At 41.8% G+C, this 14,910-nt stretch carries 12 protein-coding genes; 7 read left to right on the top strand and 5 right to left on the bottom strand.

What is annotated here, in order from left to right; all coding sequences use genetic code 11:
• The first annotated feature begins 3 nt into the window (after positions 1 to 3).
• Positions 4 to 378, top strand: a complete 375-nt coding sequence (locus tag PVK79_RS04165) for a DUF3224 domain-containing protein (RefSeq protein ID WP_257325360.1) — start codon at positions 4 to 6, stop codon at positions 376 to 378.
• 320 nt (positions 379 to 698) lie between these two features.
• Here the strand turns inward: PVK79_RS04165 and zapE are convergent, their stop codons facing one another.
• Positions 699 to 1,808 (bottom strand): cell division protein ZapE, encoded by a 1,110-nt coding sequence (gene zapE, locus PVK79_RS04160; RefSeq protein WP_257325359.1) that lies wholly within the window; start codon positions 1,806 to 1,808, stop codon positions 699 to 701.
• 58 nt (positions 1,809 to 1,866) lie between these two features.
• Between zapE and rsuA the strand changes: the two genes are divergently transcribed.
• Positions 1,867 to 2,565, top strand: a complete 699-nt coding sequence (rsuA, locus tag PVK79_RS04155) for a 16S rRNA pseudouridine(516) synthase RsuA (RefSeq protein ID WP_145234749.1) — start codon at positions 1,867 to 1,869, stop codon at positions 2,563 to 2,565.
• Positions 2,566 to 2,648: 83 nt separating this feature from the next.
• Entirely contained in the window at positions 2,649 to 4,319 is a 1,671-nt protein-coding gene (locus PVK79_RS04150; RefSeq protein WP_257325358.1) for a methyl-accepting chemotaxis protein, read from the top strand.
• Between the two features lie 66 nt (positions 4,320 to 4,385).
• Here the strand turns inward: PVK79_RS04150 and PVK79_RS04145 are convergent, their stop codons facing one another.
• Both PVK79_RS04145 and PVK79_RS04140 read right to left on the bottom strand, forming a co-directional pair.
• Positions 4,386 to 5,159: a YggN family protein gene (locus tag PVK79_RS04145; protein WP_149983146.1), complete on the bottom strand. Its 774-nt coding sequence runs from the start codon at positions 5,157 to 5,159 to the stop codon at positions 4,386 to 4,388.
• Positions 5,160 to 5,263: 104 nt separating this feature from the next.
• Positions 5,264 to 7,693, bottom strand: a complete 2,430-nt coding sequence (locus PVK79_RS04140; RefSeq protein WP_182759627.1) for a zinc-dependent metalloprotease — start codon at positions 7,691 to 7,693, stop codon at positions 5,264 to 5,266.
• Between the two features lie 161 nt (positions 7,694 to 7,854).
• Between PVK79_RS04140 and PVK79_RS04135 the strand changes: the two genes are divergently transcribed.
• A complete protein-coding gene (locus tag PVK79_RS04135) occupies positions 7,855 to 8,823 on the top strand; it encodes a class 1 fructose-bisphosphatase (protein WP_145234740.1) in 969 nt (322 codons plus the stop codon).
• Between the two features lie 153 nt (positions 8,824 to 8,976).
• On the opposite strand, the gene PVK79_RS04130 is transcribed toward PVK79_RS04135, so the two are convergent.
• Entirely contained in the window at positions 8,977 to 9,303 is a 327-nt protein-coding gene (locus PVK79_RS04130) for a hypothetical protein (RefSeq protein WP_145234738.1), read from the bottom strand.
• Positions 9,304 to 9,360: 57 nt separating this feature from the next.
• Between PVK79_RS04130 and PVK79_RS04125 the strand changes: the two genes are divergently transcribed.
• The 3 genes from PVK79_RS04125 to PVK79_RS04115 all read left to right on the top strand — a co-directional run bounded on the left by PVK79_RS04125 (position 9,361) and on the right by PVK79_RS04115 (position 13,988).
• Positions 9,361 to 9,738 carry a DUF5522 domain-containing protein gene (locus PVK79_RS04125; RefSeq protein ID WP_145234736.1) on the top strand — a complete coding sequence of 126 codons (378 nt, stop codon included), beginning with the start codon at positions 9,361 to 9,363 and terminating at the stop codon, positions 9,736 to 9,738.
• Positions 9,739 to 9,946: 208 nt separating this feature from the next.
• Positions 9,947 to 12,379 carry a TonB-dependent receptor gene (locus PVK79_RS04120; RefSeq protein WP_257325357.1) on the top strand — a complete coding sequence of 811 codons (2,433 nt, stop codon included), beginning with the start codon at positions 9,947 to 9,949 and terminating at the stop codon, positions 12,377 to 12,379.
• A gap of 64 nt (positions 12,380 to 12,443) precedes the next feature.
• On the top strand, positions 12,444 to 13,988 hold the full coding sequence (locus PVK79_RS04115; RefSeq protein WP_257325356.1) for a tetratricopeptide repeat-containing sulfotransferase family protein: 1,545 nt from the start codon (positions 12,444 to 12,446) through the stop codon (positions 13,986 to 13,988).
• On the opposite strand, the gene PVK79_RS04110 is transcribed toward PVK79_RS04115, so the two are convergent.
• Positions 13,957 to 14,811 (bottom strand): sulfurtransferase, encoded by an 855-nt coding sequence (locus tag PVK79_RS04110; RefSeq protein ID WP_182731307.1) that lies wholly within the window; start codon positions 14,809 to 14,811, stop codon positions 13,957 to 13,959. The genes PVK79_RS04115 and PVK79_RS04110 overlap by 32 nt on opposite strands.
• Positions 14,812 to 14,910 lie beyond the last annotated feature (99 nt).

Raw genomic sequence — 14,910 nt, 5'->3', positions numbered from 1 at the left:
ACTATGGAGTTAAAAGGCACATTTCAAATTACCGACTGGCAAGAAACCGTTGAACAAGAATTTGAAAAGGGTAAGAAATTGAGTATCGCATTGGTACAACAAGCTTACTCAGGTGATATTAATGGTAATAGCGAAGTAAGGTATCAGCTTTACTATAGCGAAAGTGGTGATGCTCTGTTCAACGGATTTGAAACCATTGCGTATGATAAAAGCGATGAACAAGTTGTACTCACATTAAAGCATGATGGAAAATTTGAGAGTGGAATTGCATCAAGCAAATTTACAATAGTTGATAGTAGCCATGAATGTAGCCTAATAGGTAAAAGTGGCACCTTCAGATCCATAGAAGGAGGGAAAGCTATCTACCAAATTTCATAAAATTTTACAAAGCGGACAATACTATTACGTCCGCTATTCGCTCAAAGCCGACCTATAGAGTATTTGCGTTAACTCATAAAGGGGCAGAAACGAGTTGATCATGAATGACTGCAAATGGCACAGAGCCGCTGGTCGGCCCTAACTCATTTTTGTCCAAAAACGAGTTGACCCGACAGTCCGGTTCACGCTCATAGCTGCCTGTCAGATTAAATCTAAACCTATTCGTCAAAACTGCAAAATCAGATATGAGCTACTACAGATAAAGAGAATGCAACTCTCACTTATAAGTAGAGAGTAAAGGTTTATAATTAATAGAGTGACTACCAGTTTTGCATTTCTATTAATCTTGACTCGGTGCGTGCGTATTCAAATGCCAGCTTTTTACCTTGATATAAATCAGCAATGCCAACCTCGCTACTCAGTATCAATAACTTGCCACGGTCGTAAAATTCATCCACTAAAGCAATAAAGCGTCGCGCTTCATCGTCTAGTGTATGTTCTTGTAAATCTTGTTTTTCACGCTGATAGCTATCTTCAATACCATGCACTATTTGCTTACCTGTTGCCGCAGCGCCCATTACTGGTACATTACAGATATATACACGCTGATAGTACTTTGCTAAATGAATATAATCTGCAGTGCTACGCGGGCCAGAGCACAACGCCATAAAATCAAACATAATGGCATTATTGCTGAGCCTTAAACACGCCAGTTTACGCCCGTAAATAGTAATATCAGTTGCTGTTTGTAAGTTATCTGCAAAAGCCAAAAAATCATCATCCAGTTCAGAATTAGCCGAGCTGTTAAAATAATGAGTCGCGTGCTTTCCAAAACGAAATCGGTGGTCAACAGTGCCAGTGACATTAATAATATGACAATGCGCTTTAATTAACGCTATGGTGGGTAAAAAGCGCGCTCGCTGCAAGCCGTTATAATAAAGCTGCTCAGGTTGACAATTTGACGTAGCAACCAAAACGATGCCTTTGGCAAACAAGGCTTTAAATAACCCAGCCATGATCATAGCATCGCCAATATCAGAGACAAAAAACTCATCAAAACAAATTAATTTAAGCGTTTCTGACCACTCATTGGCTATTTTATCCAGCGGGTTTTTAACCCCTTGCAACTGTCCTAGGCGAGTATGTACTTGAGCAATAAAATGATGGAAGTGTAAACGTGTTTTTTGTTTAATAGCTACAGTCTCAAAAAACACATCCATTAGCATCGATTTACCCCGCCCAACAGGTCCATACAAATAAATGCCCTGCAAAGATACCGATTTTTGCCACCAATGATGCGGTTTATCAATGGCAATTGCGAGATTGTCTAGTGCATTTACCGCCGCTAATTGGGCATCATCAAATTGCAATTTACCGGTGGCTATTTGCTGTTGATAATATGCTAATATTTGTCCGCTGTGTACTGTCATGCGTTATCACGATCCGTTATACTCGCCGCCATTGTAGTCGACTAGAAGTGTGAACCCAATGAAATTCCCTTGCCGCCTAGATAAATTTATTAGCCATCTAGCAGAAACGCCACGCACCAAAGCGAGAGCAGGAATAAAGCGTAAAGATGCCAGCGTAAATGGCGAGGTGATCAGCGCTTATGATCATCCAATCACAGCGACAGATAACGTATTATGGCAAGGTAAGCCGCTAGTTTTTCTAGGTAAACGCTATTATATGCTGAATAAACCGGTCGGTTATGTATGCGCCAACAGTGACGAGTTACACCCAACGGTATTTGATTTACTCGATGAACCTAACATGAGTGATTTTCATGTTGCAGGTCGGCTTGATCTCGATACAACTGGGCTTGTGATCATTACCAATGATGGCGATTGGTCACATAAAATCACCTCCCCAAAACATAACAAATTTAAGACTTACCTGATTGAAACACAAGAACCTCTAACGGATGATGCGCTGGAAAAACTTCGCCAAGGAGTGCAATTACACAACGAAAAAGAACTAACCAGACCCGCAATTGCAGAGCAACTTGCCACATATCGTATGCGTCTGTCGATCTGCGAAGGTAAATATCATCAGGTTAAACGCATGCTCGCTGCAGTAGGCAATAAGGTCGTTGAATTACATAGAGAAAAAGTAGCAAATATCGAGCTTGATGAGGCTCTTGCTAGCGGAGAATATCGACTCTTAAGCGCAGCAGAAATCACGCTTTAATTTACCCGTAATGGAAACTTGAGTAAAAGTCACGTCTAATTCCGTTATTATTGTTAATTAAAGCTAACATCTAGCCGACAAACATGGTAGAAAATCATGGTCATAACAATAATAAGGGGCTCGATGTGCTGTCAGGTTTAGCATTAAGAACTAAAATAATCTTGTTCGCTGGAGCAATGTTTGTAGCACTCAATGCTATAGCATTACTGGGCTTACAATCTCTTCGTCACGCTAGTGAAAACGATAATATTGCCCGTATCAATCAACTCATGAAAAGCACGACAAATATTGTCGAGCAATTTGAGTTACTTGCTAAAAATGGGCAACTAACCGAGCAACAGGCGCGTGACTTTGCCACGCAAATGTTGCGTGAAAACAAATACCACGACAGTGAATATGTCTACGTAGTGAATGATAAACTCGACTTTATTGCTACACCTCACGATCCGCAGCTACACAACACCAGTTTTAATGATTTCAAAGATGCCAGCGGTAACAGTATTGGTCGTATGGTTGAACAATTAGTCGGTAATCAAACCAACAAAATTATTACCTATCATTGGGATTCTGTCCGTGATGGTGAAACCGTTGACCTAACCTCTGTGGTGCAAAAAACCCCTTACTTTGGTTGGTATGTTGGTACCGGGATCAGCGAAAAAGAAGTTGATGAGCGTTACTGGAATACCGCTAAGTGGTTACTAGGCTTGTCACTACTTATTGCCCTTGCTTTAACTGCTGCAATTGCTCGCTTTGGTATTTCTTTAAGCAACGCGTTAGGCGGTGAAGTCACTGAGGTAATTGGTATTGTTAAGCAAGTTTCTCGTGGCAACTTAAATTCGCATATTCGTACTGACGCCCAACCTGAAAGCATTATTGCTGCCATGCACTATATGCAACAAGGGCTACGGGGTGTAGTTGGCAGTATTAAAGATGTTACTGATAGTCTAAAAAATCAGAGTTTAGATAACGAATCCCGCTCAACTGAGCTTGATAAACTGACCCGCAGCCTAAACGAAGAAACCCATATGGTCGCATCAGCTATCACTGAGCTAACAGCCTCTGCGCAAACAGTGGTTGAGCATGCCGAGCAAGCCGCCTTTTCAGTACAAGAAGCCGAAAGCCAAGGACAAAATGCCAGTCATTTAACTGCTGAGGCAGCAAATACCATAGCTCTTTTAGAGCAACAAATTGACAGCGCTGGTAATAACATCCAACTCCTTGATGATGAAGTAAATAATATTGCAAATGTGCTTACTGTTATTCAAAGTATTGCCGAGCAAACTAACCTGTTAGCACTCAATGCAGCCATTGAAGCTGCCCGTGCCGGTGAACAAGGAAGAGGCTTTGCGGTCGTTGCGGATGAAGTACGTCAACTAGCGCAGCGCACGCAAACTAGCACAGAAGAAATTCGTACTATGATCGGTAAATTACAATCCGCCACTAAAGATGCAAAAACTTCAGTTAACTTAAGTATTGCCACCAGTGAACAAACCGTAGCGAAATCTAAAGATGCCAGTGAAGAGTTGCAGCGTGTTGCTGCATCTTTGAGTGCCATAGCACAAATGAGCCATCAAATAGCCATTGCAGCTAAAGAGCAGCTCGATGCAGGGGAAGACACAGCAAGACGCATTGTGACCATCTCTGACACCGCCTCACAGACCGCAGACCTATCGCATCAAGCCCATGCCGCAACGGACTTGATAAAAGGGCTGACTAGCGATTTAGAAGCTGAAACCGGCAAGTTTAGATCCTAGTAATTGGTTACCTAAAACTAAAAAGCCCGCGTTAATTACGCGGGCTTTTTAATTGAATTGATTAAGTTAAGATTTAATTTGTACTAAATCAAAATCAGCCATACTTGGTACTATCATTTGTAATCGTGATTCGGTGACATCAAGCGAGTTTAAACATTCACAGTATTCTGAGGCTTTTAACTCTAACTGTTGAGCTTTTTTCTGCAATGACTTATCGATTTCTTTTGAAATAATATCCATGCGCTGTCCCATGTCATTGATACGATCTTCAATATTACCTTCGCGGGACTTAAATGCATCACCTAGAGAAACTAAAATAGCGCCGAGAGAGCCATGCACGGCAGAGTGAATTTTTTGACTGATCTCTTCGGTAAAAAAATCATCAATTTTGGATAGTGATTGTGGGGCAATAAAAAAGAAATCATCGCCGCGTTTAAATTTATCCATTAAAGCGCGCTCAACATATTGCAGTTGCGTTTTTAGCACTTCCGACTCTTTGTCCGACATACCTTCAACAACTTGCTCTATCGCACTTAAGCCAAGATTAACACCGTCAGTTGCCAACTCTACCAACTCAGGCACCGTATCGCGAATACCCGCGCTAAACTGTTTTAACACTAGGGTTTCATCTGACGTTAGATCAATCCAATAGCCACGGATAAAGAGTTGATTATCATTATTTATTTGTACGCGGGTTTGGCCCTTATCAACAATACGAATGACATCATCAGTGATGATCAAACCATGCCTTAGCTCTACTTCGCACACGGCTTTAGCGCTGACATTAAGACTTGATAGTGCTATGGACATCGCCAATATCGAACGAGATAAAAACGCCATAAACACCTCAAAAAGACTAAAAATGGAAGGCGGCTAGGTTAACAAAAAACCAGTTTTATGCAAGAGAAACTAGGCCCTAGCTTCTAGGGCCTTATAGATAACATTTAAATTGGTGATCCTGGTGGGATTGGTAATGCAGTAAAATTTGTAGGCCAATTGCCGGTAGCCAGAAACTGTTTAATTTGATCGGCTAAGTATTGCTTAAACGCACTTTCACCAACATCAGCACTGCTAAGTAAAGACTCTTGCTGATACGCCTTACTCAGTTTTACTAAGTAATAACGCAACTGAGCTTGCACCTCTGGAGCAACTTTATCACTGGCGACTAAATCAGCAAACTGCTTTGCTGTTAATAACTGCACCCGCTGAGTGATTTTGCCTGCCATGCCTTTTTTACTCTGAATCAAAAACACCTGCTGATAAACCTTTGCAAGCAGTTCATCTAAGCTAAAAAATGCATCACTGCGCGCTTGTTGCTGTGCTAAACGATTTAATCGTTGGCTATTTAGCAATAACGCTAAACTATGTTGTGCAGCCACTTCGGGTAGCGCCATTGCATCTAAGGTTAAGCCAGTGCGGCCAACAATGCTTTCTCGGCTTTTAGATTCGCCATAGGCCTTGGGTGGAATTAGCGCTAACACTGATTCTGGTAATACTAAATTGTCAGCATTTAGGGTAGTTAAGATGGCCTTTAAAGCGAGCTGTTGAGTTGCCTTTGCAACAACTTGTGCACCTTTTACCATACCTTGACCACGTACTTCGTAATCATAATCAACACCTGCAATCAGTTTTACAGCAGACTCGACCTGATAACGATGGAATAAATACAGCGGCACCAGCATCTCTTCTAGCTGAGATAGTGAGGTTCCTTCTTTGATATTGTTAATACCAAATTTAGCGAGTGCTTGTTGTCTTACGTCAAGCACTCTTAATAGCTCTTCACTTGGCGAACTGCCGTTATCCCATAAATGTGCTGTTGGATGCGCGCCACCTTGCGCTCGTGCATCACTATCAGAAATAAACTCCAGCCCTTTAGCTTGGTTATCCGCTAAAATTGCACTTAGTTCTGCATCTTCATCAAGGTTACGAAAATCACTGTAACCGTACTTTATAACTTGCGTATCCCACTGCCCCATACCTTGTGCATAACCTCGGCTCACATCGAGTTCACCTTGGTCATTAAAGCCCACTAGTGGGTGCGGATAATCCATCACCGAAGCACGATCAGCCACTGACGCAGAGAAATTATGCGCTATACCAAGTGTGTGACCAATTTCGTGAGCACTGAGCTGGCGAATACGATCAAGTGCCATTGCTTGTAACGTTTTTGCCACTTCATTACCTTCTAAATAAGGCGCTGCAAGTGCTTCAGCTATTAAAATATCTTGGCGCACACGCAGTGAGCCTAATGTAACGTGACCTTTTAAAATCTCACCTGTACGCGGATCGATCACCGAGCTGCCATAAGACCAACCGCGCGTTGCACGATGCACCCACTGGATCACGTTATAACGCACATCCATAGGATCCGCGTTATCTGGTAACACTTTAACAATAAATGCATTTTTATAACCCGCTTGAGAAAACGCATCATCCCACCATTTTGCGCCATCGAGTAACGCTGTTTTTACCGGCTCTGGTACGCCAGGATCTAAATAATAAATAATCGGCTCAACGGGTTCGCTAATAGGTAAGCTTGGGTCTTTTTTCGCTAGACGATGACGCGGAATATAACGTACCAACATTGATTCACTTAATGGCGCGGCATAATCTTTATGTTCAATACTCCAATAACCTGATTGCGGATGAAACGCACGTGGCGTGTAATTATCATCAGGTAACTGTATTAAAGAGTGATGCATATGCACGGTTAATGCGTAAGGGTCAGCACTGACCTGACGAATATACTCACCCGGTTGAGTGCCATTAAATGTCAGCACAGCTTCAAGTTCAGTATTTTTCATAAACGCTTTTGAGCGATCCATATTTACTGCACTGCGACTTTCATCAAGGCTAAAATTGCCTTGTTTACGTGCAGCAAGCGTTCGACCCACACCATGTACATCGCTCAGTAAATAGGGCGTATAATCAATCAAGACAGCTTGCGGGCTTTGTGCAACCACTTTAAAACCCGCTAAAATACTTGATGCAAAGGCTTCTTGAATACTTTTTTGTTCGGCTTTATTGCTGGTATTTGCACGGTAGTAGGTATTAATAGCCCGTAACATCACTTTATCGCCAAAGCGCTCAAACTGTACAAGATGCGTATTGCCTAACTGGCCGCGATCAAGGCCAATATCGTTAGAGCCGACACCATAAGGCAAGCTTTGCTGTAATAAAAATTGCTGCTTGAGTTTATCAACTTTTAAATAAATTTTACCGTTTTGAGTGTCGTAATAAAAAGAGAAGTAGCCCGGAAAATGATTCATTTGTTCAGTAAAATCATTAATAGACTTAATTGCTGCGTGCGCTTGGGTTATCATAGTTAGCAACACAGTAAAGAGTATGTAACGTATCAATGGTATTTTTTGCATAATCTTATCTTTGTTATTCGCGTTTTAAATACGGTTAAGGTGTGTCCAGTATAGGATGTTGCACCTAAAATACAGTTATTTAAGACGAAATTCAGCGCTTGCTGTGATGATCCCTCTCACCCTATGATTATCATGGCCCATAACGTTATCAGGAAAATAGAATGCGTAGACTACCTCCGGTATTACTTGAAGACGGTTGCCCTAGAGAGTTAATCTCATTGATCAGAACGATTTTAGCGGCCTGTAAAGAAATTTCATTCCGCGTCGGCCAAGGTGCCCTGTCCGGTGTACTAGGTTCAACGCTTGATGAAAACATTCAAGGCGAAACACAAAAGAAACTCGATGTTCTGACCAACCAACTACTTAAAGATATTTTACTGGAGTCAGGCTACGTAAAAGCGATAGCCTCAGAAGAAGAAGACTACACAGTAGCTGGTAACCCGAATGCAGAATATATCGTTGCGTTTGACCCACTTGATGGCTCATCAAATACCGATATCAATTCACTGGTTGGTACTATTTTCTCAGTAATGAAAGCGCCTGAAGGCTCAGATCCTGCAGATCAAAGTATCTTTATGCAACCGGGTAAAAGCCAAGTCGCTGCGGGATATGTATTATATGGCCCATCTACAGTGCTTGCATTAACGACTGGCAAAGGTACTCGTTTCTTCACGCTAGATAAAACACACGGCAGCTTCTTATTAACTCAAGATTTTGCCCAAGTACCAGAAGAGACCAACGAATACGCCATCAATGCGTCAAATCAACGCCATTGGCAGCCTGCGATGCAAAACTACATAAATGACTTAATGGCTGGCGAAACAGGCCCACGAGCGCGTAACTTTAACATGCGCTGGATTGCCGCCATGGTCGGTGATGTTCATCGCGTGTTATGTCGCGGTGGTATTTTTACCTACCCAACCGACACTAAAGATCCAAACAAACCAAATAAGCTACGCCTACTTTACGAAGCAAACCCAATGGCTATGCTGATCGAGCAAGCCGGCGGCATCGCCTCAACTGGCACAGAACGCATTATGGATATTCAACCCGACGCTATCCACCAACGCGTAGCGGTGATTTTAGGTTCGAAAAACGAAGTAGAAACCTGCTTGGGATATCATAAGTAATAGACTTTAGGATAGAGGAGCTAGGTAAAAGGCTCTAGGAAAGTGATTTCCTCAGATAACAATCACATCGTAGGCGCGGCTTTATGCCGCGTTTTTTATTTTCAGCCATATCAAGGCGAAGTTAGCCGCAATATCCCTAGAACCTAGCCCCTACTAACTTGCTAATAATTCAACCAACTTCGCAACTTTACTCTTATCAAGCTCGCCCATTTGTTCGCTGTTGCTGAGGGCATAGATAACCCCTTCGACGCCGCTGTAGTCGATGTCGGTTCTAGATTCTATAACATTCGCCCACAACTCCAGATCGTCTAAATCAATCTCATCTGCTTGGCAGCGAGTGAGCACATCCAAAACAGTTGCGAGCGTCAATATGTAAATTGGGCCTTGGTTATCTATTGTTGATGCAACAATAATACTTATTGCCTCGTCTTTGTATTTACCAAAAGTGACAAATTCTGCTAACGCTTGTGCTCTGTTCATTTTTAATTATCTGTTATCCTGTAACTGACTATTTCATTAAAGATTAAAATATATCTAATGACTATTTTAGCCTGCTCGCAATGCCAAGCGACTCTTAACTGCAATGTTGATGATATCAATGCCTGTTGGTGCAATGAGCTGCCTGCTATTTTACCGCTTGATAGCACAACCACCAGCTGTTTATGCAGAGATTGTACGTTGACTAAAATCAATCTATTTTTAAATGCCCTCTATCAGCAACCACTTAAAAACCAGCTTAGTTTTGCAGCCTCTTTCTCTAGCCATAATCCCCTAATAGAAAATCTCGATTATACAATGCAGAACAACTATATGGTGTTCTCACGCTGGTTCTTTTTAAAACGTGGTACATGTTGTAAAAACAATTGTAAAAACTGCCCATTCAAAAACACAAAATTAACAAGTGATGCAAAATAGCAAAAAAACCATAAAGAGAAAAAAATTCATACAAATATTAATATGCAATAAAAACTCTTTAAAGCACTAAAAAACGTTTTTTGATGAATATTTTATCTATATAATTGCATATTAATTTCCGTACCCTTTCAGCCATCTTGTTTATCTTTTTATAACATGCTTTCTTATTAGAAAATGACAACCAGATAAACAAAAAACAGGATAATCAATGAAACAGTTCAAGCCTAATATTGTCGCTTGCGCAATAGCCGCCCAATTTTTTACTGCCGGTCATGCTGTTGCAGCGGAGCAACAAGTTGCAACAGAAAAAGCAATTGAAACAATTCAAATTACCGCGACTCGTCGTGCGGGCTCAGTGCAAGAAGCACCACTTAATATTACCGCCCTTGATGGTGATGTGATCAAAGATCAAAACATTGGTGATCTTGAAGATGTGGCACGCTGGGTGCCAGGTTTAACTATTGCTGATCAAGGTGGCCGTGAAGGTTCACCAATTATTGTCCGTGGCTTAAATACCAATACTTCTGATCGTATTTCTGATGGTGGTACAGTAGCGACTTACGTGGGTGAAATTCCACTAAATATTGATTTACGCTTAACAGACGTAGACCGTGTTGAAGTGCTTATTGGTCCACAAGGTACATTATACGGAGCGGGAACATTAGGTGGTGCAATTCGTTACTTATTAAAACAACCTCAGCTCGATATTACCGAAGGGCAAGTCACTGGCGATGTGTTTAGCTTAAACGAAAGTGACGGCACTGGCGGTGAGTTTGGTTTAGTATTTAATACGCCGTTAATTGACGATGTATTGGCAATCCGCGCTAGCGTCAATTACTACACCAACCCAGGTTATATCGATTATAACTTCGTAGTACAAAACCCAGGCGTATCAAACCCAAATCCTGATTTTACCAACCCACAGGATGTTAGTGCTAACTTGCGCAGTGTCAGTGATGTAAATGATGAGCAAATTACCACAGGTCGTGTGTCCTTGCGTTGGCAAGCCAACGAAGCAGTAGAAGCAACGCTAAACTATTTTTATCAAAAACAAGAAAATGGCGGTAATTCTACATCGCAATATAATTCATTAAGTGACAGCAGTGCCTTACAAGGTATGGTGGGTCAATACGAAAATGCCGCCCGCATACTTGAGCCTGGTGAAGAAGAAAACGACTTATTAAGCTTGGAAATTAAAGCGGATCTAGGCTTTGCTGAACTTGTATCAGCATCTGGTTGGTCAAGCTATGAGCAATCTGGGCAACGCGACCAAACAGACTTGCTTTACGACATATGGACTGGTTATGCAGAATTTCCAGCGTTTGTTGCGCAAACCTTGGATACATCAAAACGTGATAGTTTCACTCAAGAAATTCGTTTAGTGTCTAACTCTGATAGCGCTTTTAACTGGATTGTCGGTGGTTACTACAACAAGCTTGAAACTCACTCAGATGATCGCGAATACACACCCGGTTTAACTGAGTTTGGGGGCGATGATATTCCTAATCTACAACAAGATCTCGAGTATATTTTAGTCAGTGACTCTGAAACCACTGAAAAAGCGCTATTTGGTGAAGTAGGTTATGCGTTTACCGATCAATTCAATGTAACCCTTGGTGCGCGTTTTTACGAATATGATGTATCAACCACGGCGGGTTCTGCAACACCGTTATTTTCGCTTAACTTTGACTCTCTTGACGATTTAGCGATGGAGAACGTAAGCGCTAGCGACAACGGTAATCTATTTAAATTTAATGCCAGCTACACCTTTGATTCAGGAGTGCTTGCTTATTTTACCGTAAGTGAAGGCTTTAGAATCGGCGGTGGTAACGGTATTGCACCTTGCCCAGATGTATTGCCAGATCAACAAATTGTTTGTGCATACCCAGATGAAGAAGATTATAAACCAGATACAACAGTAAACTATGAACTGGGTTTTAAATCGAGCTGGTTTAAAAATCGTCTACACTTTAACGCGGCATTGTTTAATGTTGATTGGAAAGATGCGCAAGTTGGTACTGCAACTGTGAATGGTCAAGAGCTGATCACCTCTAATGCAGGTGCTGCCAATTCAAAAGGCGTGGAAATTTCTTCGCGCGCTATAATTGCTGATAACTGGACGGCCTACGCAACTTACGCCTATGCAAAAGCTGAGCTAACCGAGGATGCACCAGGTTTATTAGGTACATTAGATAAAAAATATACACAGTATCAAGCATACTACGATGGTACTGACGGCGACCGCCTTCCAGGCGCGCCTGAGCATCAGCTTTCATTCGGCCTGCGTTATGAACAAGATGTACTAGACGATAAACTACTGAGCATTAACTACGGTATGACAGCGCAAAGTGACGTGATCACTAAAGTTGGCTTAAAAGCCGATGGTGAAACACCTGCAGGCTATGCATTGAGTAATCTATCAGCCAAGCTAACGGGTGATATGTGGTCTGCCACTATTTATGTTGATAATTTATTCGATAAGTATGCCTTTACTTCGGTACGCCGTGATAAATCATGGGCAGGTATGGCAAAATATGAAGAGCTAAATAAAGAGCTGCCTGAACTACAGCGTGTGTATGGTCACTACACTACAGCGCCGCGTACTATCGGCATGAAGTTTACGTATAACTTTGAACTGTAATAACGGTTATCTATAAATTAAAAAAGCCTTGGTGTTTTACGCCAAGGCTTTTATGCTTATTGCCATGCTGACATCGATACAAAAAAACCTACAACAACAAATTGAGCACGCTATTAATCATAGCAAGCTTAATGACGCGCACTTACTACTGATCAGTAATATTAAAAACACACCAGATGATCACTTTAGCTATTTTTTGCTAGCGCAAGTAAATGTTGCAGCAAATGATATAAGCAAAGCAAATAAACTCTTAAGCAAGGCGATTAGTATTGAGCCCCTACCTTTATATTTTGCTCACTCAGCCAAATTTGCCGTACTGCGCGGGCAGCTGTTAGATGCGCAGCAATATATAACTGAAGCAATAAAACATCCATATTATGAAGTTATTGAATGCGATTTAATTGCTAATGTACTGACTCGTTTGGGCCATTATCCACTGGCGCTCGAGTGGCAATTACGGGCCTATCAACAAGCCCCTAACAATCCGCAAATAAGTTATAACTTAGCTGTGGCCTATAAAATCATGGGGCAATTGAATGATGCTATACAGCTACTGCGTACACTTACAGAGTTACATCCGCAACATTTTCAAGCTCACTACTCGCTCGCTGAACTTAACAATAACAAGCAGGCCAAGCAGCATTTACAACAGCTGTTAACTTTAACCGAATACGCTAAAACGCCGGTGCAGCAACAATTTCTGCACCATGCGATTGCACTCAATTACGAGCACTGCGCTGATTATAAGCAAGCCTTTGCCCACTTTACTACAAGTAAGCAAGCGATCTGTCAGCATGTAAAATATGATGCGCAAGCTCACAAAGCATTTAGCCAGCAACTGATAACCTTAAGTCACAGTTATACGCCGCCCTTAAGCGACAACGATTTTACTCCGATATTTATTGTTGGTATGCCGCGCTCAGGGACTACTTTGCTAGAAAAAATAATGAATCAATCAGATTTGGTGCAAGGTGTTGGTGAACTCAATGATATTGCCCAGGTTTGCCAAGGTAATAATGCTCAGGCATTAAATAGCGTGGTGCTCAATGACGCATATAAAAATGCTGCGTTAATGGCGAAGTTGAGTCAGTATAAACAGCGTATTAGTCAACTAGTAGCAGCACAGCTACGCAGCTGCGACAAACAGCCATTTAATTTTTACTATATCGATTTAATTTTAGCGGCTTTCCCGAAGGCTAAAATCATTTGCATGCAACGAGGCCGAAAAGCTAGCTGTATAGCTAATTACCGCCAACTGTACAGCCCAGCCAGTGCGTTTCATCACTATAGCTATAACCTGCAAGACATCGATAGTTTTTATCAAGATTACAGCTCTTTGATAAATCATTTTGCAGCAAAACACCCGGATAATGTGATGATTATGCAATACGAAACATTAGTATCAGAGCCAATCACAAGCACGCAGCTGCTCTATGATTTTTGTGATTTACCTTGGCAAGTTAAGTGTCTGGATTTTCATAAGCAACATAGCCCGTCGGCAACAGCAAGCAAAGTACAAGTACGCCAGCCTCTCAATAATAAAGCCATTGATTACTGGCAGCACTACGGATTTGCGTTTAACGCGAAGGACAGGGACCCGTTTCGATAGGTAGTTCGTCTCGGCCGCCCCACTCACTCCATGAGCCGTCATAAACATGCAGATTTTCATATCCGCACTCATCGGCAAATAACGCCAAGATGCATGCAGTAACGCCGGAGCCACAACTAAATTGCAAGGTAGTTTGCAGATCTGCTTGATCGCCAAGTACAGCCTCGAAAGCAGCTTTAATGTCAGCGAATGGTTTTGCTTCGCCATCATCTAATAATTCAACAAAAGGTAAAGCGCGACTATTAGGAATATGGCCGCTGCGCATCCCAGCTCTCGGCTCTGCCATTTCACCTAAATAACGCTGATAACCTCGTGCATCAAGTAGTACGGTATGTTCATCATCTATGCCCTGAAAGACTGCAGCCGCATCAATAAAGTAACCAACTCGCGGTTTGGCAACAAAGTTACCTTTATGATAATGGCGGCTATATTCAATTTGAGTTAAATAACCCAACGACTGCCACTTAGCAAGGCCACCACCGAGTACTTTGACATTATCAAAGCCCATGGCTTTAAACATCCACCAACCTCTTGCAGCACTAAATAAGCCTTGGTCTTCGTAGATGATAACTAAGGAATCTTTATCAACCCCCATTAACTGCATCTGCTGAGTAAATTGCTCCGCACTGCACATGGTATGCGGTAGCGGATTGTCTTGATCGGCTAATTGCTTTTTAAAGTCAAAACGCTGCGCATTAGGTAACTTAGCTTCTGGTTTATACTCTCCCAGCTTACCTGGACGCACCATACCGGCATCAAAAATAATCAGCTTGGGGTCGTTTAAGTGCTCGTTCAACCACTGGCAAGTTACGATGTTTTTCATTGTTATCCTTTACTTCTGTTACATATTGCTAAGCCTTCTCTACCAGAGCCTATTATTAAAATAGTTACGGTACATTTTGCAAAATAATTTTGCCAGCTT

The organism is Pseudoalteromonas rhizosphaerae (genome assembly GCF_028885455.1).
In the GTDB taxonomy this organism is placed as follows: Bacteria; Pseudomonadota; Gammaproteobacteria; order Enterobacterales; family Alteromonadaceae; genus Pseudoalteromonas; species Pseudoalteromonas rhizosphaerae.
This window is presented reverse-complemented; position numbering and strand designations above follow the sequence as displayed.

Coding starts and splice junctions, on each gene's coding strand:
- PVK79_RS04145 (WP_149983146.1), bottom strand. CDS start 5,159: ATGGCGTTTTTATCTCGTTCGATATTGGCGATGTCCATAGCACTATCA.
- rsuA (WP_145234749.1), top strand. CDS start 1,867: ATGAAATTCCCTTGCCGCCTAGATAAATTTATTAGCCATCTAGCAGAA.
- PVK79_RS04120 (WP_257325357.1), top strand. CDS start 9,947: ATGAAACAGTTCAAGCCTAATATTGTCGCTTGCGCAATAGCCGCCCAA.
- PVK79_RS04125 (WP_145234736.1), top strand. CDS start 9,361: ATGACTATTTTAGCCTGCTCGCAATGCCAAGCGACTCTTAACTGCAAT.
- PVK79_RS04135 (WP_145234740.1), top strand. CDS start 7,855: ATGCGTAGACTACCTCCGGTATTACTTGAAGACGGTTGCCCTAGAGAG.
- PVK79_RS04150 (WP_257325358.1), top strand. CDS start 2,649: ATGGTAGAAAATCATGGTCATAACAATAATAAGGGGCTCGATGTGCTG.
- PVK79_RS04165 (WP_257325360.1), top strand. CDS start 4: ATGGAGTTAAAAGGCACATTTCAAATTACCGACTGGCAAGAAACCGTT.
- zapE (WP_257325359.1), bottom strand. CDS start 1,808: ATGACAGTACACAGCGGACAAATATTAGCATATTATCAACAGCAAATA.
- PVK79_RS04115 (WP_257325356.1), top strand. CDS start 12,444: ATGCTGACATCGATACAAAAAAACCTACAACAACAAATTGAGCACGCT.
- PVK79_RS04140 (WP_182759627.1), bottom strand. CDS start 7,693: ATGCAAAAAATACCATTGATACGTTACATACTCTTTACTGTGTTGCTA.
- PVK79_RS04110 (WP_182731307.1), bottom strand. CDS start 14,811: ATGAAAAACATCGTAACTTGCCAGTGGTTGAACGAGCACTTAAACGAC.
- PVK79_RS04130 (WP_145234738.1), bottom strand. CDS start 9,303: ATGAACAGAGCACAAGCGTTAGCAGAATTTGTCACTTTTGGTAAATAC.